This window comes from Amycolatopsis thermoflava N1165 (assembly GCF_000473265.1).
In the GTDB taxonomy this organism is placed as follows: domain Bacteria; phylum Actinomycetota; class Actinomycetes; order Mycobacteriales; family Pseudonocardiaceae; genus Amycolatopsis_E; species Amycolatopsis_E thermoflava.
Map to the genome: position 1 here is coordinate 6,661,932 of NZ_KI421511.1, position 15,939 is coordinate 6,677,870.

Annotated in this window: 20 protein-coding genes; 12 read left to right on the top strand and 8 right to left on the bottom strand. The window is 70.4% G+C overall.

What is annotated here, in order from left to right:
* Window positions 1–8: 8 nt before the first annotated feature.
* Genes AMYTH_RS0133125 through AMYTH_RS0133155 form a run of 7 tightly spaced genes read left to right on the top strand, consistent with a single transcriptional unit; the run spans window position 9 to window position 4,971 of the window.
* Window positions 9–413, top strand: coding sequence for a TOBE domain-containing protein (locus tag AMYTH_RS0133125; RefSeq protein ID WP_027933825.1), 405 nt, complete (start codon window positions 9–11; stop codon window positions 411–413).
* Complete coding sequence (gene modA / locus AMYTH_RS0133130; protein ID WP_027933826.1) at window positions 410–1,162, top strand: molybdate ABC transporter substrate-binding protein; 753 nt, start codon at window positions 410–412, stop codon at window positions 1,160–1,162. Before AMYTH_RS0133125 ends, modA begins: the two co-directional genes overlap by 4 nt.
* Before the next feature lie 10 nt (window positions 1,163–1,172).
* Window positions 1,173–1,949, top strand: coding sequence for an ABC transporter permease (locus AMYTH_RS0133135; protein ID WP_027933827.1), 777 nt, complete (start codon window positions 1,173–1,175; stop codon window positions 1,947–1,949).
* Window positions 1,946–3,022: a sulfate/molybdate ABC transporter ATP-binding protein gene (locus tag AMYTH_RS0133140; protein ID WP_027933828.1), complete on the top strand. Its 1,077-nt coding sequence runs from the start codon at window positions 1,946–1,948 to the stop codon at window positions 3,020–3,022. Before AMYTH_RS0133135 ends, AMYTH_RS0133140 begins: the two co-directional genes overlap by 4 nt.
* Complete coding sequence (locus AMYTH_RS0133145; protein WP_026153557.1) at window positions 3,019–3,819, top strand: HAD-IIA family hydrolase; 801 nt, start codon at window positions 3,019–3,021, stop codon at window positions 3,817–3,819. The genes AMYTH_RS0133140 and AMYTH_RS0133145 overlap by 4 nt, the downstream gene beginning before the upstream one ends.
* A gap of 27 nt (window positions 3,820–3,846) precedes the next feature.
* A complete protein-coding gene (locus tag AMYTH_RS0133150; RefSeq protein ID WP_027933829.1) occupies window positions 3,847–4,653 on the top strand; it encodes a metallophosphoesterase family protein in 807 nt (268 codons plus the stop codon).
* Window positions 4,654–4,656: 3 nt separating this feature from the next.
* Window positions 4,657–4,971, top strand: a complete 315-nt coding sequence (locus AMYTH_RS0133155) for a hypothetical protein (protein WP_027933830.1) — start codon at window positions 4,657–4,659, stop codon at window positions 4,969–4,971.
* On the opposite strand, the gene AMYTH_RS0133160 is transcribed toward AMYTH_RS0133155, so the two are convergent.
* Entirely contained in the window at window positions 4,968–5,609 is a 642-nt protein-coding gene (locus AMYTH_RS0133160) for a TetR/AcrR family transcriptional regulator C-terminal domain-containing protein (protein ID WP_027933831.1), read from the bottom strand. The two genes, AMYTH_RS0133155 and AMYTH_RS0133160, sit on opposite strands and share 4 nt — an antisense overlap.
* A 38-nt stretch (window positions 5,610–5,647) precedes the next feature.
* Here AMYTH_RS0133160 and AMYTH_RS0133165 point away from each other — a divergent pair, with 38 nt between their 5' ends.
* The gene (locus AMYTH_RS0133165; protein WP_027933832.1) at window positions 5,648–7,090 is read left to right on the top strand and encodes an FAD-dependent monooxygenase; all 1,443 of its coding nucleotides are present in this window, start codon (window positions 5,648–5,650) and stop codon (window positions 7,088–7,090) included.
* Here the strand turns inward: AMYTH_RS0133165 and AMYTH_RS46205 are convergent.
* Complete coding sequence (locus tag AMYTH_RS46205; RefSeq protein WP_051362892.1) at window positions 7,028–8,230, bottom strand: MFS transporter; 1,203 nt, start codon at window positions 8,228–8,230, stop codon at window positions 7,028–7,030. The two genes, AMYTH_RS0133165 and AMYTH_RS46205, sit on opposite strands and share 63 nt — an antisense overlap.
* Window positions 8,231–8,298: 68 nt before the next feature.
* Here AMYTH_RS46205 and AMYTH_RS0133175 point away from each other — a divergent pair, with 68 nt between their 5' ends.
* Window positions 8,299–8,718 carry a MarR family winged helix-turn-helix transcriptional regulator gene (locus AMYTH_RS0133175; protein ID WP_027933833.1) on the top strand — a complete coding sequence of 140 codons (420 nt, stop codon included), beginning with the start codon at window positions 8,299–8,301 and terminating at the stop codon, window positions 8,716–8,718.
* On the opposite strand, the gene AMYTH_RS0133180 is transcribed toward AMYTH_RS0133175, so the two are convergent.
* Window positions 8,706–9,107: a YccF domain-containing protein gene (locus AMYTH_RS0133180; RefSeq protein WP_027933834.1), complete on the bottom strand. Its 402-nt coding sequence runs from the start codon at window positions 9,105–9,107 to the stop codon at window positions 8,706–8,708. The genes AMYTH_RS0133175 and AMYTH_RS0133180 overlap by 13 nt on opposite strands.
* Window positions 9,107–9,868 (bottom strand): PhzF family phenazine biosynthesis protein, encoded by a 762-nt coding sequence (locus tag AMYTH_RS0133185; RefSeq protein WP_027933835.1) that lies wholly within the window; start codon window positions 9,866–9,868, stop codon window positions 9,107–9,109. The genes AMYTH_RS0133180 and AMYTH_RS0133185 overlap by 1 nt, the downstream gene beginning before the upstream one ends.
* A gap of 85 nt (window positions 9,869–9,953) precedes the next feature.
* Between AMYTH_RS0133185 and AMYTH_RS0133190 the strand changes: the two genes are divergently transcribed.
* Window positions 9,954–11,564, top strand: coding sequence for an AMP-binding protein (locus AMYTH_RS0133190; RefSeq protein ID WP_027933836.1), 1,611 nt, complete (start codon window positions 9,954–9,956; stop codon window positions 11,562–11,564).
* A gap of 545 nt (window positions 11,565–12,109) precedes the next feature.
* Here AMYTH_RS0133190 and AMYTH_RS0133195 read toward each other — a convergent pair.
* Both AMYTH_RS0133195 and AMYTH_RS0133200 read right to left on the bottom strand, forming a co-directional pair.
* Window positions 12,110–13,072, bottom strand: coding sequence for a R2-like ligand-binding oxidase (locus AMYTH_RS0133195; protein ID WP_027933837.1), 963 nt, complete (start codon window positions 13,070–13,072; stop codon window positions 12,110–12,112).
* Between the two features lie 6 nt (window positions 13,073–13,078).
* Entirely contained in the window at window positions 13,079–13,684 is a 606-nt protein-coding gene (locus AMYTH_RS0133200; protein WP_027933838.1) for a TetR/AcrR family transcriptional regulator, read from the bottom strand.
* Window positions 13,685–13,802: 118 nt separating this feature from the next.
* Between AMYTH_RS0133200 and AMYTH_RS0133205 the strand changes: the two genes are divergently transcribed.
* A complete protein-coding gene (locus tag AMYTH_RS0133205) occupies window positions 13,803–14,435 on the top strand; it encodes an HAD family hydrolase (RefSeq protein WP_027933839.1) in 633 nt (210 codons plus the stop codon).
* Here AMYTH_RS0133205 and AMYTH_RS0133210 read toward each other — a convergent pair.
* Window positions 14,392–14,622: a hypothetical protein gene (locus tag AMYTH_RS0133210; RefSeq protein ID WP_017985245.1), complete on the bottom strand. Its 231-nt coding sequence runs from the start codon at window positions 14,620–14,622 to the stop codon at window positions 14,392–14,394. The genes AMYTH_RS0133205 and AMYTH_RS0133210 overlap by 44 nt on opposite strands.
* A gap of 163 nt (window positions 14,623–14,785) precedes the next feature.
* Here AMYTH_RS0133210 and AMYTH_RS0133215 point away from each other — a divergent pair, with 163 nt between their 5' ends.
* Window positions 14,786–15,172, top strand: a complete 387-nt coding sequence (locus AMYTH_RS0133215; protein WP_017985244.1) for a cold-shock protein — start codon at window positions 14,786–14,788, stop codon at window positions 15,170–15,172.
* A 253-nt stretch (window positions 15,173–15,425) separates the two neighbouring features.
* Here AMYTH_RS0133215 and AMYTH_RS0133220 read toward each other — a convergent pair whose 3' ends face one another.
* Entirely contained in the window at window positions 15,426–15,914 is a 489-nt protein-coding gene (locus AMYTH_RS0133220) for a DUF2771 family protein (protein ID WP_228685050.1), read from the bottom strand.
* Window positions 15,915–15,939 lie beyond the last annotated feature (25 nt).

Sequence of the window (15,939 nt, forward strand, 5' to 3'; positions counted from 1 at the left end):
TCGCCTCCATGCCGCAATTCCGGTTGTCCGAAGCCGCCGAACTTCTCGGCGTCAGCGACGACACCGTCCGGCGCTGGGTGCGGGGCGGGCAGCTGACCGCCACCACCGACGGCGCCGGCCGCAAGGTCGTCGACGGCGCGGAGCTCGCCGCCTTCGCGCGTGAGCAGGCCGCCCGCCCCAACGACCCGTCCGGCGTCGGGCGCTCCGCCCGCAACCGGTTCGTCGGCCTGGTCACCGACGTGGTCGTGGACAAGGTGATGGCGCAGGTCGAGCTGCAGTGCGGGCCGTTCCGCGTGGTGTCGCTGATGAGCGCCGAGGCGGTGCGGGAGCTGGACCTGAAGCCCGGATCGCTGGCCGTTGCGGTGGTGAAGGCGACCACCGTGGTCGTCGAGACTCCGGGAGGACAGAGTTGAGGAAGCTGGGCGCCCTCGTGGCCGCGGCCACGCTGATGATCACCGGCTGCGGGTCGTCGTCGGGCGGGAGCGGGAGCGAGACGCTGACGGTGTTCGCCGCCGCCTCGCTCACCGAGTCGTTCACCGCGCTGAAGACGTCCTTCGAGTCGGCGCACCCGGGCACCGAGGTCAAGTTCAACTTCGCCGGCTCGTCCGCGCTGGTGCAGCAGCTGTCGAACGGCGCGCGGGCGGACGTGTTCGCCTCGGCCGACCAGACCAACATGGACAAGGCCGTGCAGGCCGGGGTGGTCGACGGCGCGCCGTCGGTGTTCGCGACGAACCGGCTGACCATCGCCGTCGCGCCGGGCAATCCGAAGGGCATCACGGGATTCGCCGACCTCGCGCGGGGCGGGCTGACCGTCATCGTCTGCGCCCCGCAGGTGCCGTGCGGCTCCGCGGCGGAGAAGGTCGAGCGGGGCACCGGGGTCACGCTGCGGCCGGCCAGTGAGGAGCAGGACGTCAAGCAGGTCCTGAACAAGGTGCAGACCGGGGACGCGGACGCCGGCCTGGTCTACGTCACCGACGCCGCGAGTGCCGCGGGCAAGGTCGGCCAGGTCGACTTCCCGGAGTCGGCGCAGGCGGTCAACTCCTACCCGATCGCCGTCGTCAAGGACGCTCCGCAGGCCGGTCTCGCGAAGCAGTGGGTCGAGTTCGTGCTGGGCGAGCAGGGCAGGGCCGAGCTGCAGAAGGCCGGTTTTGGCGCTCCGTAGGACCCGGCGGGTGCCGTGGGTTCTGTGGGTGCCCGCGACGCTCGCCCTCGCGCTCGTCGTGCTGCCGGTGGTCGGCCTGCTCGTGCGGACCGATCTCCGGCGCGTCCCGGAGCTGATCGTCAGCGACGCCGCCCTCACCGCGCTGCGGTTGTCGCTGGAGACCGCGGCCGTGTCCACGCTCGCGTGCATCGCGCTCGGCGTGCCGCTGGCGGTCGTGCTCGCCCGGTCGACCGTCCGCGGGATCCGGGTGCTGCGCGCGGTCGTGCTGCTGCCGCTGGTCCTGCCGCCGGTCGTCGGCGGGCTCGCGCTGCTGTACCTGCTCGGCCGCAAGGGGTTCCTCGGCTACCTGCTGGGCGTCACGGCCGGGGTGCAGGTCCCGTTCACCACCGCGGCGGTGATCATCGCCCAGACCTTCGTCGCGATGCCGTTCCTCGTGGTGAGCCTGGAGGGCGCGCTGCGCAGCGGCGGCGACCGCTACGAGCAGATCGCCTCGACCCTGGGCGCGCGCCCGTGGACGGTGTTCCGGCGGGTCACGCTGCCGTTGCTGCTGCCCGCGCTCGGCTCGGGGGCGGTGCTCAGCTTCGCCCGCGCGCTCGGCGAGTTCGGCGCGACCATCACGTTCGCGGGTAGTTACGAAGGCGTGACGAGGACGCTGCCGCTGGAGGTCTACGTGCAGGCCGAGGCCGATGTGGACAGTGCGGTCGCGCTGGCGCTGCTGCTGATCGTCGTCGCGGTCGTGGTCATCGCGGTCGCCCGGCCGCGCGCGCTGGAGGGGACCGCCCGGTGAGCCTGCACGCCGAGATCGAGCTGACCCGCGGCACCTTCGCGTTGTCCGCGGAGTTCGACGTGCCCGCCGGGAGCGTGCTGGCGATCCTGGGCCCGAACGGCTCCGGCAAGTCGAGCATCCTGGGGTGCCTCGCCGGGCTGTTCCGGCCGGACCGGGCGGTGATCACCCTCGGCGGGCGGGAGTTGCACGACCTGCCCGCACACGACCGGGCCGTCGGCCTGCTGTCGCAGGACGCGCTGCTCTTCCCGCACCTGTCCGTTGTGGACAACGTGGCGTTCTCGCCGCGGTCCAAGGGGGCGGGGCGCGCCGAGTCGCGGGAGATCGCCCGGCGCTGGCTGGCCGAGGTGGACGCCGCCGAGTTCGCCGAGCGCAAGCCCACGCAGCTCTCCGGTGGTCAGGCGCAGCGCGTCGCGGTCGCCAGGGCGCTCGCCGGGAACCCGGACCTGCTGCTGCTCGACGAGCCGCTCGCGGCGCTCGACGTGGACGCCGCCCCGGCCATCCGCGGCCTGCTGCGCCGGGTGCTGGCCGCCGATCCGCACCGCGCGACGGTGCTGGTCACCCACGATCCGCTGGACGCGCTGGCGCTGGCCGACCACGTCGTGGTGCTGGCCGCGGGCCGGGTCGTCGAACGCGGCCCCACCCGGGAAGTGCTGGCCGCGCCCCGAACGGCGTTCACGGCGCGGATCGCCGGGCTCAACCTGGTGCCGGGCACCGCGGTCGCCGAGGGACTGCGGACCGCGGACGGCGGCCTGGTCGCCGGGATCCTGTCGCCGGACGCGGTCACCGGCGAACCGGCCGTCGCGGTGTTCGAGCCGAGCGCGGTGTCGGTGTACCCGGCGGAGGACGGGCATCCGGGCAGCCCGCGCAACACGATCGGGGCCGTCGTCGGCGCCCTCGAACCACACGGACCGGTGATCCGGGTCCGGGCCGCCGGTGAGGGCTGGGCGGCCGGCCTGTCCGCCGACCTCACCCCGGCCGCGGTCGCCGACCTGCGCCTGGAGCCGGGTGCGCCGGTGCGGCTCGCGATCAAGGCCACCGCGGTCACGGTTCACCCGGCTAGTCTTCAGGCATGAGCCGTTGGACGTATCTGACCGACATGGACGGCGTGCTGGTGCACGAGGAGCACCTGGTGCCCGGCGCCGACGAGTTCCTCGCCGAACTGCGGGCCAACGACACCCCGTTCCTGGTGCTGACCAACAACTCCATCTACACCCCGCGGGACCTGCGGGCCCGGCTGCTGCGCACCGGGCTGGACGTGCCGGAGGAACGCATCTGGACCTCCGCGCTGGCGACCGCGAAGTTCCTGCACAGCCAGCGGCCGGGCGGGTCGGCGTTCGTCATCGGCGAGGCCGGGCTGACCACGGCGCTGCACGAGGCCGGGTACGTGCTCACCGACCGCGACCCGGACTACGTGGTGCTGGGCGAGACGCGCACGTACAGCTTCACCGCGATCACCCGCGCCATCCGGCTCATCGAGGCCGGCGCGAAGTTCATCGCCACCAACCCGGACGCCACCGGGCCGAGCCTGGAGGGCAGCCTGCCTGCCACCGGTTCGATAGCGGCCCTCATCGAGCGCGCCACCGGGCGGCAGCCGTACTTCGTGGGCAAGCCGAACCCGCTGATGATGCGGTCGGCGCTGCGCAGCCTCGGCGCGCACTCCGAGGGCACGATCATGATCGGCGACCGGATGGACACCGACGTGCACTCGGGCATCGAGGCCGGGTTGCAGACGATCCTGGTGCTCACCGGCATCTCCACCAAGGAGTCGGCCGAGCGGTACCCGTACCGGCCGACGCTGGTGCTCGACTCGATCGCGGACCTGGTCGGCCGCACGCAGGACCCGTTCGGGGACGGGGCGGTGCTCACCTGACCTGCGGCAACCGCCTATCGTCGAGGGATGAGTGACCACCAGCGCACCTACGTCGTCGGCGACGTGCACGGGCACCGGGAACCGCTGGTGGCAGCGCTGCGCCGCGCCGGGCTGGTCGACGAGTCCGGCGACTGGTCCGGCGGGGACGCGCACCTGTGGTTCCTCGGCGACTTCGTCGACCGGGGCCCGGACGGGATCGGCGTGATCGACCTGGTGATGCGGCTGCACCGGCAGGCCGCCGAGGCAGGCGGGTCGACGCGGACGTTGCTGGGCAACCACGAGATCCTGCTGCTGGGCATGCACCGCTTCGGCGACACCGAGGTGCCGTCCGACTTCGGGCCGCGCAGCTTCGCCCGCAGCTGGGAGATCAACGGCGGGCAGCTGTCCGATCAGGACGCGCTGACCGACGAGCACGTCGAGTGGCTGACCAGCCGTCCGCTGATCGCGCACGCGGCGGGCCACCTGCTGATGCACTCGGACACCGTCGAATACCTCGACTGGGGCGACGACGCGGAGGACATCAACACCACTGTGCGCGAGATCCTGGTCGGCGACGATCTGGTGGAGTGGTGGGACGTGTGGCGCCGCATGACGACGCGCTACGCCTTCCGCGGCCCGCACGGCCCGGACATCGCCGACTACCTGCTGGAGCAGCTCGGCGGCGAGCGGGTCGTGCACGGGCACAGCGTGATCGCCGACCAGCTCGGCATCCACCCCAGCCAGATCGAGGCGCCCTACCTGTACGCCGGTGGCAAGGTGCTGGGCATCGACGGCGGGCTGTTCGTCGGCGGGCCCTGCCTGGTGGTGCCGCTGCCGTGGAAGCCCGAGGACTGAGCGGTGGGGGTGGAGCTGGAACTCCACGCCGGCCGTCCCGTACGCGACGGCTCGTCGCTGGTGCGCGGGTCCTACGAGCACGGTGAGGCGCTGGCCCGGGTGCTGGACGGCGTCCGGACGGGCAGGCTCGCGCTGGTCGACCCGTACGGCGACACGATGTTCAACGAGCAGGAAGCGGAGGCGGCGCTGCCGCAGGTTGCCGCGCTGCTGCGGGACTGCGCGGACGACTCGGCCCGAGCCGCGCTGACCGATCTCGCCGGGATGCTCGAAGCGTGCGCGGCCACGCCCGGCGGCTACCTGTGGTTCATGGGCGACTAGCGCAGGTACGTGGTGCGCAGGCCGGTCAGGATGACGCGCAGTCCGGCTTCGAAGGCGGCGTCGGTGTCCTGGGCGAAGAGGCGGCCGACGACGCTCGCGGTGAGCGGGAATTGTTCGCGGTCGATGGATCGCTCCAGGCGGCCCGGTTCGTACGGGTTGTCTTCACCGTAGGCGGTGCCCGTGCGTGCTTGTTCCTCGATCGTGAAGCCGATCGTGTAGTGCAGCAGCGCGGGGTAGCCCTCCGCCGCGTCCGCCACCGAGAAACCCGCGTCCCGCATTGTGCGCAGCGTGAGTTCGACCGTGCGGAACAGCCCGGGGTGCGTGGTGTTCGTGCCGGCCAGGACGCGCGCGCCGTCGCGGTAGCGCAGCATCGTGCGCCGCAGGCGGCGGGCGCCGTCGGCCAGCCAGTCCTCCCAGGACATCCCGGCGCTCGGCGCTTCGAGCCCGCCGGTGGCTTCGATGTACATCGCGGTGGCCATCGCGTCCAGTAGTTCCTGCTTGTTCTTCACGTGCCAGTACAGGGTCGGCGCGCGCACGCCGAGTTCCGTCGCGACCACCCGCATCGTGAGCCCGTCGAGGCCGACGTCGGTGAGCAGTCGCAGCGCCGTCCGCGCGATGACCTCGGGATTGATCGCCATGGCTTGACACTCTAACAGAGTTAGGGAACTCTCTAATCATGTTAGAGAACGTGGTGATCGCCGGCGGCGGGCCGACCGGTTTGATGCTCGCCTGTGAACTGCGGCTGGCGGGGGTCGAGGTGACCGTGCTGGACCGCCTGCCCGGCCGCAGCGGTGAATCGCGCGCGGGCGGGTTGCACGCGCGCACCCTCGAGGTGCTGGACCAGCGGGGCGTCGTCGACCGGTTCCTCGCGGCGGGCCGTCCGATGCAGGTGGGCCACTTTTCGGGGCTGTGGCTGGACTTCAGCCGCCTGCCGACCCGGTATCCGTTCCTGCTGAACCTGTTGCAGGCCGACGTCGAGCGGCTGCTGGAGCAGTGGGCCGCCGAGCTGGGCGTGCGGGTGCGGTGGTCGTCCGAGGTGACCGGGTTCCGGCAGGACGCGACCGGCGTCGAGGTGGCGCTGGCGGACGGTTCCACCATCGAGGCGGCCTACCTGGTCGGCTGCGACGGCGGGCGCAGCGCCGTCCGCAAGCTCGCCGGCATCGGCTTCCCCGGCACGCCCGCGACGCTGACCGCGCTGCTCGGCGACGTCGAGCTGGCCGACCCGCCCGGCGAGCCGGTGTTCATGCGCCGCACCGAGCGCGGTGACTTCTCGGTGCTGGGCTTCCAGCCGGGCTGGTTCCGGGTCATGACCACCCGCTACGACCACGTGGCAGGCCGGGACGAACCGGTCACGTTCGAGCAGCTGCGCGAGTCGCTGATCGAGATCGCGGGCACCGACTTCGGCATGCACAGCCCCCGCTGGATCTCCCGCTACGGCGACGCCGCACGGCAGGCCGAGCAGTACCGGCGCGGCCGCGTGCTGCTCGCCGGCGACGCGGCGCACATCCACTTTCCGGCGGGCGGGCAGGGCCTGAACACGGGGGTGCAGGACGCGGTCAACCTCGGCTGGAAGCTCGCCGCGGTCGTCCGCGGACACGCGCCTGAGGCCCTGCTCGACACCTACCACGCGGAGCGGCACCCGGTCGGCGAACGGGTCCTGGACAACACCCGTGCGCAGACCGCGTTGAGCCGGCCGGGTGCACATGTCGACGCCCTGAGGGAGGTGTTCGCCCGCCAGATCGCGGTCGAGGAGGTGAACTCCGCGCTCGCGGGCATGATCACCGCGCTCGACGTCCGCTACCCGCTCGGCGACGCGGATCCCTTGCTGGGAAAGCGAATCCCGGACCTCGACCTCGTCACCGAACACGGCGCGACCCGGCTGTTCACGCTGCTGCACGCGGGCCGGGCGGTGCTGCTGGACCTCGCAGGCGACCCGGAACTGGCGGCCGCCGCGCGGGATTGGGGCGACCGGCTCGCCGTCGTCGTGGCCAAGGGCCCGTCCGACTTCCCGCCGGCCGTCCTCGTGCGCCCCGACGGTCACGTGGCGTGGGTGGCCTCACTGGGGGTCGACGGACTTCGGGCCGCGTGCGCCAAGTGGCTGGGGCCGGTCGCCGGCTGAGCCGCGGCGCAGCATCGCCAGCGCGATGCCCAGACCCGCCAGCGTGACCGCCGCCGCGGCCGGGTAGAGGGCTCCCGCGCCGGCGCCGGTCAGCAGCTGCCCGCCCAGCCACCCGCCGAAGGCCGCGGCGAGCTGGAAGCCGGACGCGTTGACCGCGATGGCCAGGGTGGGCGCGGCTCCCGCGGCGGTGAGGACGCGCGTCTGCATGCCCGGGATAATCGCGAAGGCCAGCGCGCCGAGCACGAACGTCAGGATCGCCGCTGCCACGCGGTTGTCGCCGGCGATCCAGAACAGCAGCAACGTGACAGCGAGCGCGGCCAGCATCCAGGCGAGCGACGGCATCAGCGCGCGGTCAGCCAGCCGCCCGCCGAGCAGGTTCCCGAGCACCGCTCCCGCGCCGTACACCAGCAGCAGTACCGGTACGGCGTCCGCGGCGAAACCGCCGAATTCGGTCAGCAGCGTCGCGATGTAGGTGAAAACCGTGACGGCGCCGAGGTTTCCCACCGCGGTCAGGAGGATGCCGAGCTGCACCTCGCGGTCGGCGAGGACCCGCAGTTCCCCGGCAGCCGACGCGCCTGCCGCCGGGAACGCCGGGACGGAACGCAGCACCAGCAGCAGTGCGAGGAGCGTGATCGCCGCGACCGCGACGAAGGTGGACCGCCAGCCGAAGTGGTGCCCCACGAACGTGCCCAGCGGTGTGCCGAGGACGATCCCGAGGTTCATGCCCAGCGCGACCTTCGCGATCATGCTCGGCTGCCGGCCCGGCGGGGCCATCGCCGCCGTGGTCGCGATCGCGACCGCGAAGAACGTGGCGACGACCAGGCCCGCGACGAACCTCGCCAGCAGCAGGACGGCGTACCCCGGCGCGAGGGCGGATCCCAGGTTCCCCAGCACGGACACCACGACGAGCCCGGTGATCAGCGGTTTCCGGCCGACCCGCGCGGTGAGCACGGTGAGGACCGGGCCGCCCACGATCATGCCCGCGGCGTAGGCGCTGACGAGCAGGCCGGCCGACGGGACGGACACGGACAGGCCGGCTGCGACGTCCGGCACGAGTCCGGCGATCACGAACTCGCCGGTCGTGAGCCCGAAGACGACGAGCATCAGCGAGAAGACGGGCAACGGCACGACAACCCCCATTGGTTCGAACTGTAATAATGCTAGTCAGAACTATCACAGTTCGGAACACCGCCGCTAGACTCGGGATCATGGTGGACGCCGGAATCGACCGCGACGTGTGCAAACTCGTGCACGAGTTCGCGCGACGGCTGGACGTGCACGTGCGGCGGGTCGGCGAGGAGGTCGGCCTGACCCCGACGCAGGTCGTCGCCCTGCGCGAGTTGTCGGAGCCGATCACGGCACGTGAGCTGGCGAGCCGGATGGCGTGCGAGGCCTCGAACGCGACGTTCGTCATCGACCGGCTCGAGGAGCAGGGCCTGGTTCAGCGCAGGCCGCACCCGACCGACCGGCGGGCCAAGGAGATCGTGCTGACGGCCGCCGGGCGCGACGCGCGGGCCGGGGTGCTCGACCGCCTCGACCGCGCCTCGCCGCTGGTCTCACTCGGGCGGGAGCAGCAGGAGAAGCTGGTCGAGTTGCTGCGCGAGCTCGTCGGGCCTCAGGGGCGGTAGTACGCCTCGGTGCCGCGGTCGACCGGCACGATCGCCTTGCCAAGGGGCATCAGCGAAACCGGGATCAGTTTGAAGTTCGCCAGCCCGAGCGGGATACCGATGATCGTGACGCACAGGGCGATCCCGGTGAGGACGTGGCCGATCGCGAGCCAGATGCCCGCGAAGATGATCCAGATGACGTTGCCGATCAGCGACCCGACGCCGGCGTCGCGGCGGTCGACGATCGTGCGGCCGAACGGCCACAGCGCGTAGTTCGCGATGCGGAACGACGCGATGCCGAACGGGATCGTGATGATCAGGACGCAGCAGATGATCCCCGCCACCACGTACGCGAGAGCCATCCAGAAGCCGGCCAACACCAGCCAGATCAGGTTCAGGATGATGCGCATCAGGCGTGCAGCTCCCCACTGACTACGGTGACGGCCTGTCCGGACAGCGTCACCCGATCACCGTTCACCAGGACCCGGACGATCCCGCCGCGTTCCGACGCCTGCTCGCCGACGAGCTTGACCCGCCCCAGTTTCTCCGCCCAGAACGGCGCCAGCAGGCAGTGCGCCGAACCGGTCACCGGGTCCTCCGGCACGCCGACGGCGGGCCCGAAGACGCGGCTGACGAAGTCCACGTCGTCCCGGTCGCCGGGCGCGGTGACGATCACGCAGCGCGCGTCCCACCCGGCGATGACGTCGAGGTCCGGCTTCAGCTCGCGGACCTGGGCGGCGTCGGTGGCCTCGACCAGGATGTCCCACTTGCCGCGGGCGACGCCCGCGATCGTCACGCCCGGTAGCGCGTCGAGGACGTCGTCGTCCGCGGCGCGCGGCGGGTCGTTCGGGAAGTCCATGCTGACCCACCCGTCGGCGGCGCGGGTGCGCAGCTCGCCGCTGCGGGTGGTGAACACCTGCTCGCCGCCGAGGACGTGTCCGGCGGCGAGGGTGGCGTGCCCGCACAGGTCCACCTCGACCGTCGGTGTGAACCAGCGCAGCGGCTTGGGGCCGTCGGCGGTGACCTCGACGAACGCCGTCTCCGAGTGCCGCAGCTCAGCGGCCACCGACTGCATCCACGCCGGGTCGGCAGGCTCGTCGAGCAGCACCACCCCGGCCGGGTTGCCCGCGAACGGGGCGCCGGTGAACGAGTCGACGATGGAGAGCCGCATGCCACCCACTCTAGGGGGTGTCCGGGACGAGCCGGGATTTCTAAACTCGGTCACAGTCAGTGTCGACAGCGTCCGAGGAGGCGTCATGCCAGCCGTGCCGAGTTATGCGTCGGGTATCTCCGAGGTGCCCTTGCTGGGTGACACGATCGGTGACAACTTCGACCGGACCGTGGCCGCGTTCGGTGACCGGGACGCGCTGGTGGAGTTCGCGTCGGGCCGCCGGTGGACCTACCGCGAGCTGGCCGCCGAGGTCGACGCGCTGGCCGCCGGGCTGACCGGGCGCGGCATCGGCAAGGGCGACCGGGTGGGGATCTGGTCGCCGAACTGTGCCGAGTGGACGTTCCTGCAGTACGCGACGGCGAAGATCGGCGTGGTGCTGGTCAACATCAACCCCGCCTACCGGTCGCACGAGCTGGAGTTCGTGCTGAACCAGGCCGGGGTGAAGATGCTGGTGGCGGCGCGGTCGTTCAAGACGTCCGACTACGCGGCGATGATCGAAGAGGTCCGGCCGCGGTGCGCCGCGCTGGAGCAGGTGGTGCTGCTGGGCTCGGACGAGTGGTCGGAGTTGATGGAGTCCGGGCGGGGCAAGGCGTTGCCGGAGGTCGGCCTGTCCGCCGACGACCCGATCAACATCCAGTACACCTCGGGCACGACGGGCTTCCCGAAGGGCGCGACCCTGTCGCACCACAACATCCTCAACAACGGCTTCTTCGTCGGCGAGCTGTGCCACTACACGGAAGCGGACCGGGTGTGCATCCCGGTGCCGTTCTACCACTGCTTCGGAATGGTGATGGGCAACCTCGCGGCCACCACGCACGGCGCGTGCATGGTGATCCCGGCGCCGTCGTTCGAGCCGAAGGCCACCCTGCAGGCGGTGGAGGCGGAGCGGTGCACGTCCCTGTACGGGGTGCCCACGATGTTCATCGCGGAGCTGGCCGAGCCCGGCTTCGAGGACTACGACCTGAGCAGCCTGCGAACCGGCATCATGGCGGGCTCGCCCTGCCCGGTCGAGGTGATGAAGCAGGTCATCGAGCGGATGGGCATGGCCGAGGTGTCCATTTGTTACGGCATGACGGAAACCTCGCCGGTGTCGACGCAGACCCGGTCGGACGACTCGATCGAGCGGCGGGTGTCGACGGTCGGACGGGTCGGGCCGCACCTGGAGGTCAAGATCGTCGACCCGGAGACCGGGCTGACGGTGCCGCGCGGCGAGCCGGGTGAGCTGTGCACCCGGGGCTACTCGGTGATGCTCGGATACTGGGACCAGCCGGACAAGACGGCCGAGGTGATCGACAAGGCGAGGTGGATGCACACCGGCGACCTCGGCGTGATGGACGACGAGGGCTACATCCAGATCACCGGGCGGATCAAGGACATGGTCATCCGCGGCGGCGAGAACATCTACCCCCGGGAGATCGAGGAGTTCCTCTACACGCACCCGGATGTGCTGGACGCGCAGGTGATCGGCGTCCCGGACCAGCGCTACGGCGAAGAGCTGATGGCGTGGATCCGGATGCGCGAGGGAGCCCAGCCACTGACGGCGGAGTCGCTGCGGGAGTTCTGCACGGGAAAGCTGGCGCACTACAAGATCCCGAAGTACGTGCACATCGTGGACGAATTCCCGATGACCGTGACCGGAAAGGTACGAAAGGTCGAGATGCGGGAAAAGGCACTGAAGATCCTCGACCTGGAATAGGAAAGGAAACCGCCACCCGGCAACGAAGGCGGCCCGACAAACCCACCCCAAAACCGCCACCCGGCAACGAAAGCAAGCCGACCAACCCAACCAGACCTCCCCCGCCCCCGATCCACAGCCGATCTTTAGTCGCCGATCAGGGTTGTCAAGGCACGCTTTCCCGCCTTGACAACCCTGCTCGGCGACTGAAACACAATCAGGCATCGGGGGCGGGGGTGGTCGGAAGGTGACCATTCGAGCGCCGTGAGGCGCACCGCCCGAAGGGCGGAAAAAGATCAAAAGAGTCCTCGCCGGACGGGCAGGCTCCGGGATGACCAGGGGTTGGGTGCCTCGTCCCACCTCGGGTGGGTGGTCGCCGGGTGGTCATCCCGTCGCCTTCCGGTTTGTGCATATCACCTTGAGCCAGGGCCGCAAGGTTGGCATGGTCGGCTGCCGGTTGGCGGCCTGGGTTGCGGCCCTGGCTCAAGGTGATCGTTCCGGTGTCAGGCGACGGGATGACCACCCAGCTACCTTGGGTTGTTCGAAAGACTTGCGCTGCGCGCTTTTTAGCTCACTGCGTTCGCGAGTGCCTTGGCGTCTTCTTCGCCGAACGTCTCTTCCAGTTGCTCGGGGGAGTAGTCCAGGTCGATCTGGCCCACCGGGACGCCTCGTGCCGATTCGATGGCGCCCAGGCGGCGTTGTGCCCGGTCGGCCGCGTACTCGATGAACTCCTGCGGGTCGTTGTCGAACGGGCGCGGCTCTTCGAACTGGTCCTGCACCCATTGGATCATCCCGAGCGCGTGCGGCAGCAGTTCGCCCATGCGCTGCTGGACGGCGTCCCACAGGGAGTCGTCGGCGGCGATGTGCCGTCGGCAGGTGAAGGTGCCCCATGCCATGTGGCGACGTTCGTCGTCGCCGATGTGTTTCACCAGTTGCTGCATGCCGGGCAGGATGCCGCGCGTGGTGCAGACCTTTTGCCACGCGTAGTAGCCCGTCAGCGCCAGGCTGCCTTCGATCACGTGGTTGTAGGTGACGCTCGCGCGGACCTGGTTCAGCGGGCTCGGGTCGTGCTCCAGTACGGCGAGCGACTCCGGCAGCTCCTCGTAGAACAGCTTGCGGTAGTGCGGGTTCTCACTCACGTACGAGGTCAGGTCCTCCGTCAGCCCCACCGCGTCCATCCACCGGCGGAAGACCTCCGTGTGTTTGGCCTCCTCGAAGCAGAACTGGGTCAGGTACATCTCGTCGCCGAACCGGCCCTCGGCGGCCATCGCCTTCATGAACGGCTGGATGTCCTCCGTCACCGCCTCCTCGCCGGCGATGAACTGCGCGCACAGGTACGTTGACGACCGGCGCTCCTCGTCGGTGAGGGTCTGCCAGTCCTCGGCGTCCTTGCTGAAGTCGATGTCGGCCGGGTTCCAGAACTTGCGGTTGCCCTTGACGAACAGGCGCAACGGGAACGAATCCCAGTTCAGTCCGCCCCGGCGCAGCGAGGCGAATCCGGTGCGGTGCGCGGGCAGGGTTCCAGTCATGATCGCTCACTCCATTGTGGACGAATAGTGGGTGATGGCCGGTGCGAGCGCGGCGCAGACCAGGTCGGCCGCCTCGGCCGCGGAATGGGTCGGCAGCACCAGATGGCTCAACGAGAGCCGTACCGCGGTCTCGGCGAGCAGGTTCGCGGCGTCGGTGCTGAGGGTGGGCAGGAACTGGCGGTAGTGCGTCGCGGCGGTGTCCATCGCCGCGGACAGCACCGGCTCACCCCGGGTGGTGAGCAGCGGCAGCAGGTCCTCGCCCTGGGGCGTGCCCAGCGCGGAGGCGACCAGGCGGTTCTCCCTGGCGTGCTCGATCGTGTAGGTGACCGCGCCCCGGATGCCGGTCAGCAGATCGGGCGCCGACGCGAACCGCTGGTGAATGCCGTCCAGGAACTCGCCCGTGGTGCGCAGGACGACCGCCTGCACGAGCGCGTTCTTGTTGCCGAACTCGTTGTAGACCGTCTGACGGCTGACCCCGGCCGCCGACGCCACGTCCGCCATCCGCAGGGCCGCGTAGCCCCGCGCCGCCAGGATGTCGGCCGCCGCGTCGAGCAGGGTCTCCCGGAGCGAAGTCCTGGTCCGCTCCACGAACGAGTCGGTGATGTCAGTCACAGAAACAGCTTGACACAGGATGTCTCGGTGTCAAGAAGGTTGACCCGAAAGGCGTCAATGTAAAGCGGAGGTGAGACGCCCCCCGGATCTGTCGGTGGGTCCGGCTACCGTGGCTGTCGTGGGAACAGCCGTCGGATTCGACCTGGACATGACGCTCATCGATCCACGGCCGGGCATGGTCGCGGTGATGAACGCGCTCGGCGTGGAGGCGGGCCTGCCGCTGGACGGCGAGCACTTCGCCGCGAACCTGGGCCCGCCGCTGGACATGGTGCTGCGTGACTTCGGCGCGCCCGAGGAGCGCATCGGGGCGCTCGTCGACCGGTTCCGCCAGCTGTACCCCGAGATCGTGATCCCGGAGACCGTCGCCCTGCCCGGCGCGCACGAGGCGCTCGCCGCGGTGCACGAGGCCGGTGGCCGCACGGTCGTCGTCACCGGCAAGTACGGCCCGAACGCGGCGCTGCACGTGAAGGCGCTCGGCCTGGCCGTCGACGTGCTCGTGGGCGAGCTGTGGTCGGACGGCAAGGCGGTGGCCCTGCGCGAGCACGGCGCGACGATCTACGCCGGCGATCACCTGGGGGACGTGCGTGGCGCGCTGGCGGCCGGCGCGGTGCCGGTGGGTGTGACGACGGGCCCCTGCAGCCGCGCGGAGTTACTGGAGGCGGGGGCCGAGGTGGTCTTCGAGAGCCTGGCGGAGTTCCCGGCCTGGCTCAGCCGGCAGCCGCTTTCCGGTGCTCGCGAACCAGTGAGATGAGCGACAGGGCGATGCCGAGGGGAGTGGCCACCCCGGCGACGGCGCTCAGCCACACCGGGAGGTCCCGAAGGCCGAACGCGAACAGGACGAACACGGCCAGCACGGCCAGCACGCCGACGGCGAACACACCGATCCCGAGCCGCATGAGGAACGGCTTGCGCGGGGAAGTCTTGGCCGGAGTATCCATGGCACAAGGTTAGAACCCATATCTTCTTCACCGGAGGGCGCATACCGGGATAGGCTGGTGGTTACGCGTCCTGGGTACGCCCAGGGCGCGTTCGTCGTGCAGGGCGGTCACGTGCCGCCGGTACGCGAGATGACTTACTCAGAGCGAAGGAACGGTGAGGGCAGTGCCGACCGGCAAGGTCAAGTGGTACGACGCGGAGAAGGGGTTCGGTTTCGTCACCCAGGACGGCGGCCAGGACGTCTACATCCGCAAGACCGCGCTCCCCCAAGGGGTCGAGGCACTCAAGGCAGGCCAGCGGCTGGAGTTCGGCGTCGCCGACGGCCGTCGTGGTCCGCAGGCCCTGTCCGTTCGGCTGATCGACAGCCTGCCCTCGGTCGCCGAAGCGCGCCGCCGCCCGGCGGAGGAGCTGCACGGCCTGATCGAGGACATGATCAAGCTGCTCGAGATGAAGGTGCAGCCGGACCTGCGCCGCGGCCGCTACCCGGACCGCAAGAACACCAAGCGGATCGCCGAAGTGATGCGCGCGGTGGCCCGGGACCTCGACCCGTAAGTCAGGTCACACCGGAGCCGCCAGCCGCCACGCAACCGCACCCGGCAACGCAAGCTGCTGACCTCACGAGCCACCCCTCTCCCGCAACCCGATCCCCAGCCAAATCGGTTGCCGAGCCACCGGGTCAAGGCACGCTTTCCCGCCTTGACGCGGTGTCTCGGCAACCGAACACCTGAAAGATCGGGTTCGGGAGGGACTCTTTCAATCGGGGCGTAGCGAAGCGAAGCCGGCGATCGAGAAACCCGCGTAGCGGCTACGAACCCGGCTCAACCTGCAAAGACCAGAAAGCCCGCGCCACCAACTGCGGATTCCCGTTCTCATCCAGTAACGGATTCCCGGCCTGATCAGCCGCATAGGCAGCTCCGAGCTGCTGCACCTCCACAACGACCAGCTGGTCGTCCGGCGCGGCTCCGGTAGCGGTGTAGGCCAGCTTGTCCCCGGGCGAGAAGAACTGCTGCTTCACCGGCTGCAGTTCGCCCTTGGCGTTGGCGTACTGGACGTTCACCAGCCAGGGCGTGTCGCCGATCTCGGACGGCACGGAGATCTGCACCGGCTTGCCGGGCCGCACCTTGAGTGTCACGGCGGCGTCCGGGTTTTCCGAGCACGACTTCAACAGCGCGTCGCAGTTGACGATCGGCTCGGCGTTGACCGTGTGACCGTCACCGAAGAACGTGACCTCGGGCGGGCCGACCGTGGCGGAGCACCCGGTCAGCGCCAGCACACCGGCCGACAGCAACAGCAAAGTTCGCCGCATGCCGGAAACCCTA

Coding starts and splice junctions, on each gene's coding strand:
- AMYTH_RS0133125 (WP_027933825.1), top strand. CDS start 9: ATGCCGCAATTCCGGTTGTCCGAAGCCGCCGAACTTCTCGGCGTCAGC.
- AMYTH_RS0133210 (WP_017985245.1), bottom strand. CDS start 14,622: ATGGATACTCCGGCCAAGACTTCCCCGCGCAAGCCGTTCCTCATGCGG.
- AMYTH_RS0133190 (WP_027933836.1), top strand. CDS start 9,954: ATGCCAGCCGTGCCGAGTTATGCGTCGGGTATCTCCGAGGTGCCCTTG.
- AMYTH_RS0133175 (WP_027933833.1), top strand. CDS start 8,299: ATGGTGGACGCCGGAATCGACCGCGACGTGTGCAAACTCGTGCACGAG.
- AMYTH_RS0133165 (WP_027933832.1), top strand. CDS start 5,648: ATGTTAGAGAACGTGGTGATCGCCGGCGGCGGGCCGACCGGTTTGATG.
- AMYTH_RS46205 (WP_051362892.1), bottom strand. CDS start 8,230: ATGGGGGTTGTCGTGCCGTTGCCCGTCTTCTCGCTGATGCTCGTCGTC.
- AMYTH_RS0133195 (WP_027933837.1), bottom strand. CDS start 13,072: ATGACTGGAACCCTGCCCGCGCACCGCACCGGATTCGCCTCGCTGCGC.
- AMYTH_RS0133180 (WP_027933834.1), bottom strand. CDS start 9,107: ATGCGCATCATCCTGAACCTGATCTGGCTGGTGTTGGCCGGCTTCTGG.
- AMYTH_RS0133185 (WP_027933835.1), bottom strand. CDS start 9,868: ATGCGGCTCTCCATCGTCGACTCGTTCACCGGCGCCCCGTTCGCGGGC.
- AMYTH_RS0133150 (WP_027933829.1), top strand. CDS start 3,847: ATGAGTGACCACCAGCGCACCTACGTCGTCGGCGACGTGCACGGGCAC.
- AMYTH_RS0133160 (WP_027933831.1), bottom strand. CDS start 5,609: ATGGCGATCAATCCCGAGGTCATCGCGCGGACGGCGCTGCGACTGCTC.
- AMYTH_RS0133145 (WP_026153557.1), top strand. CDS start 3,019: ATGAGCCGTTGGACGTATCTGACCGACATGGACGGCGTGCTGGTGCAC.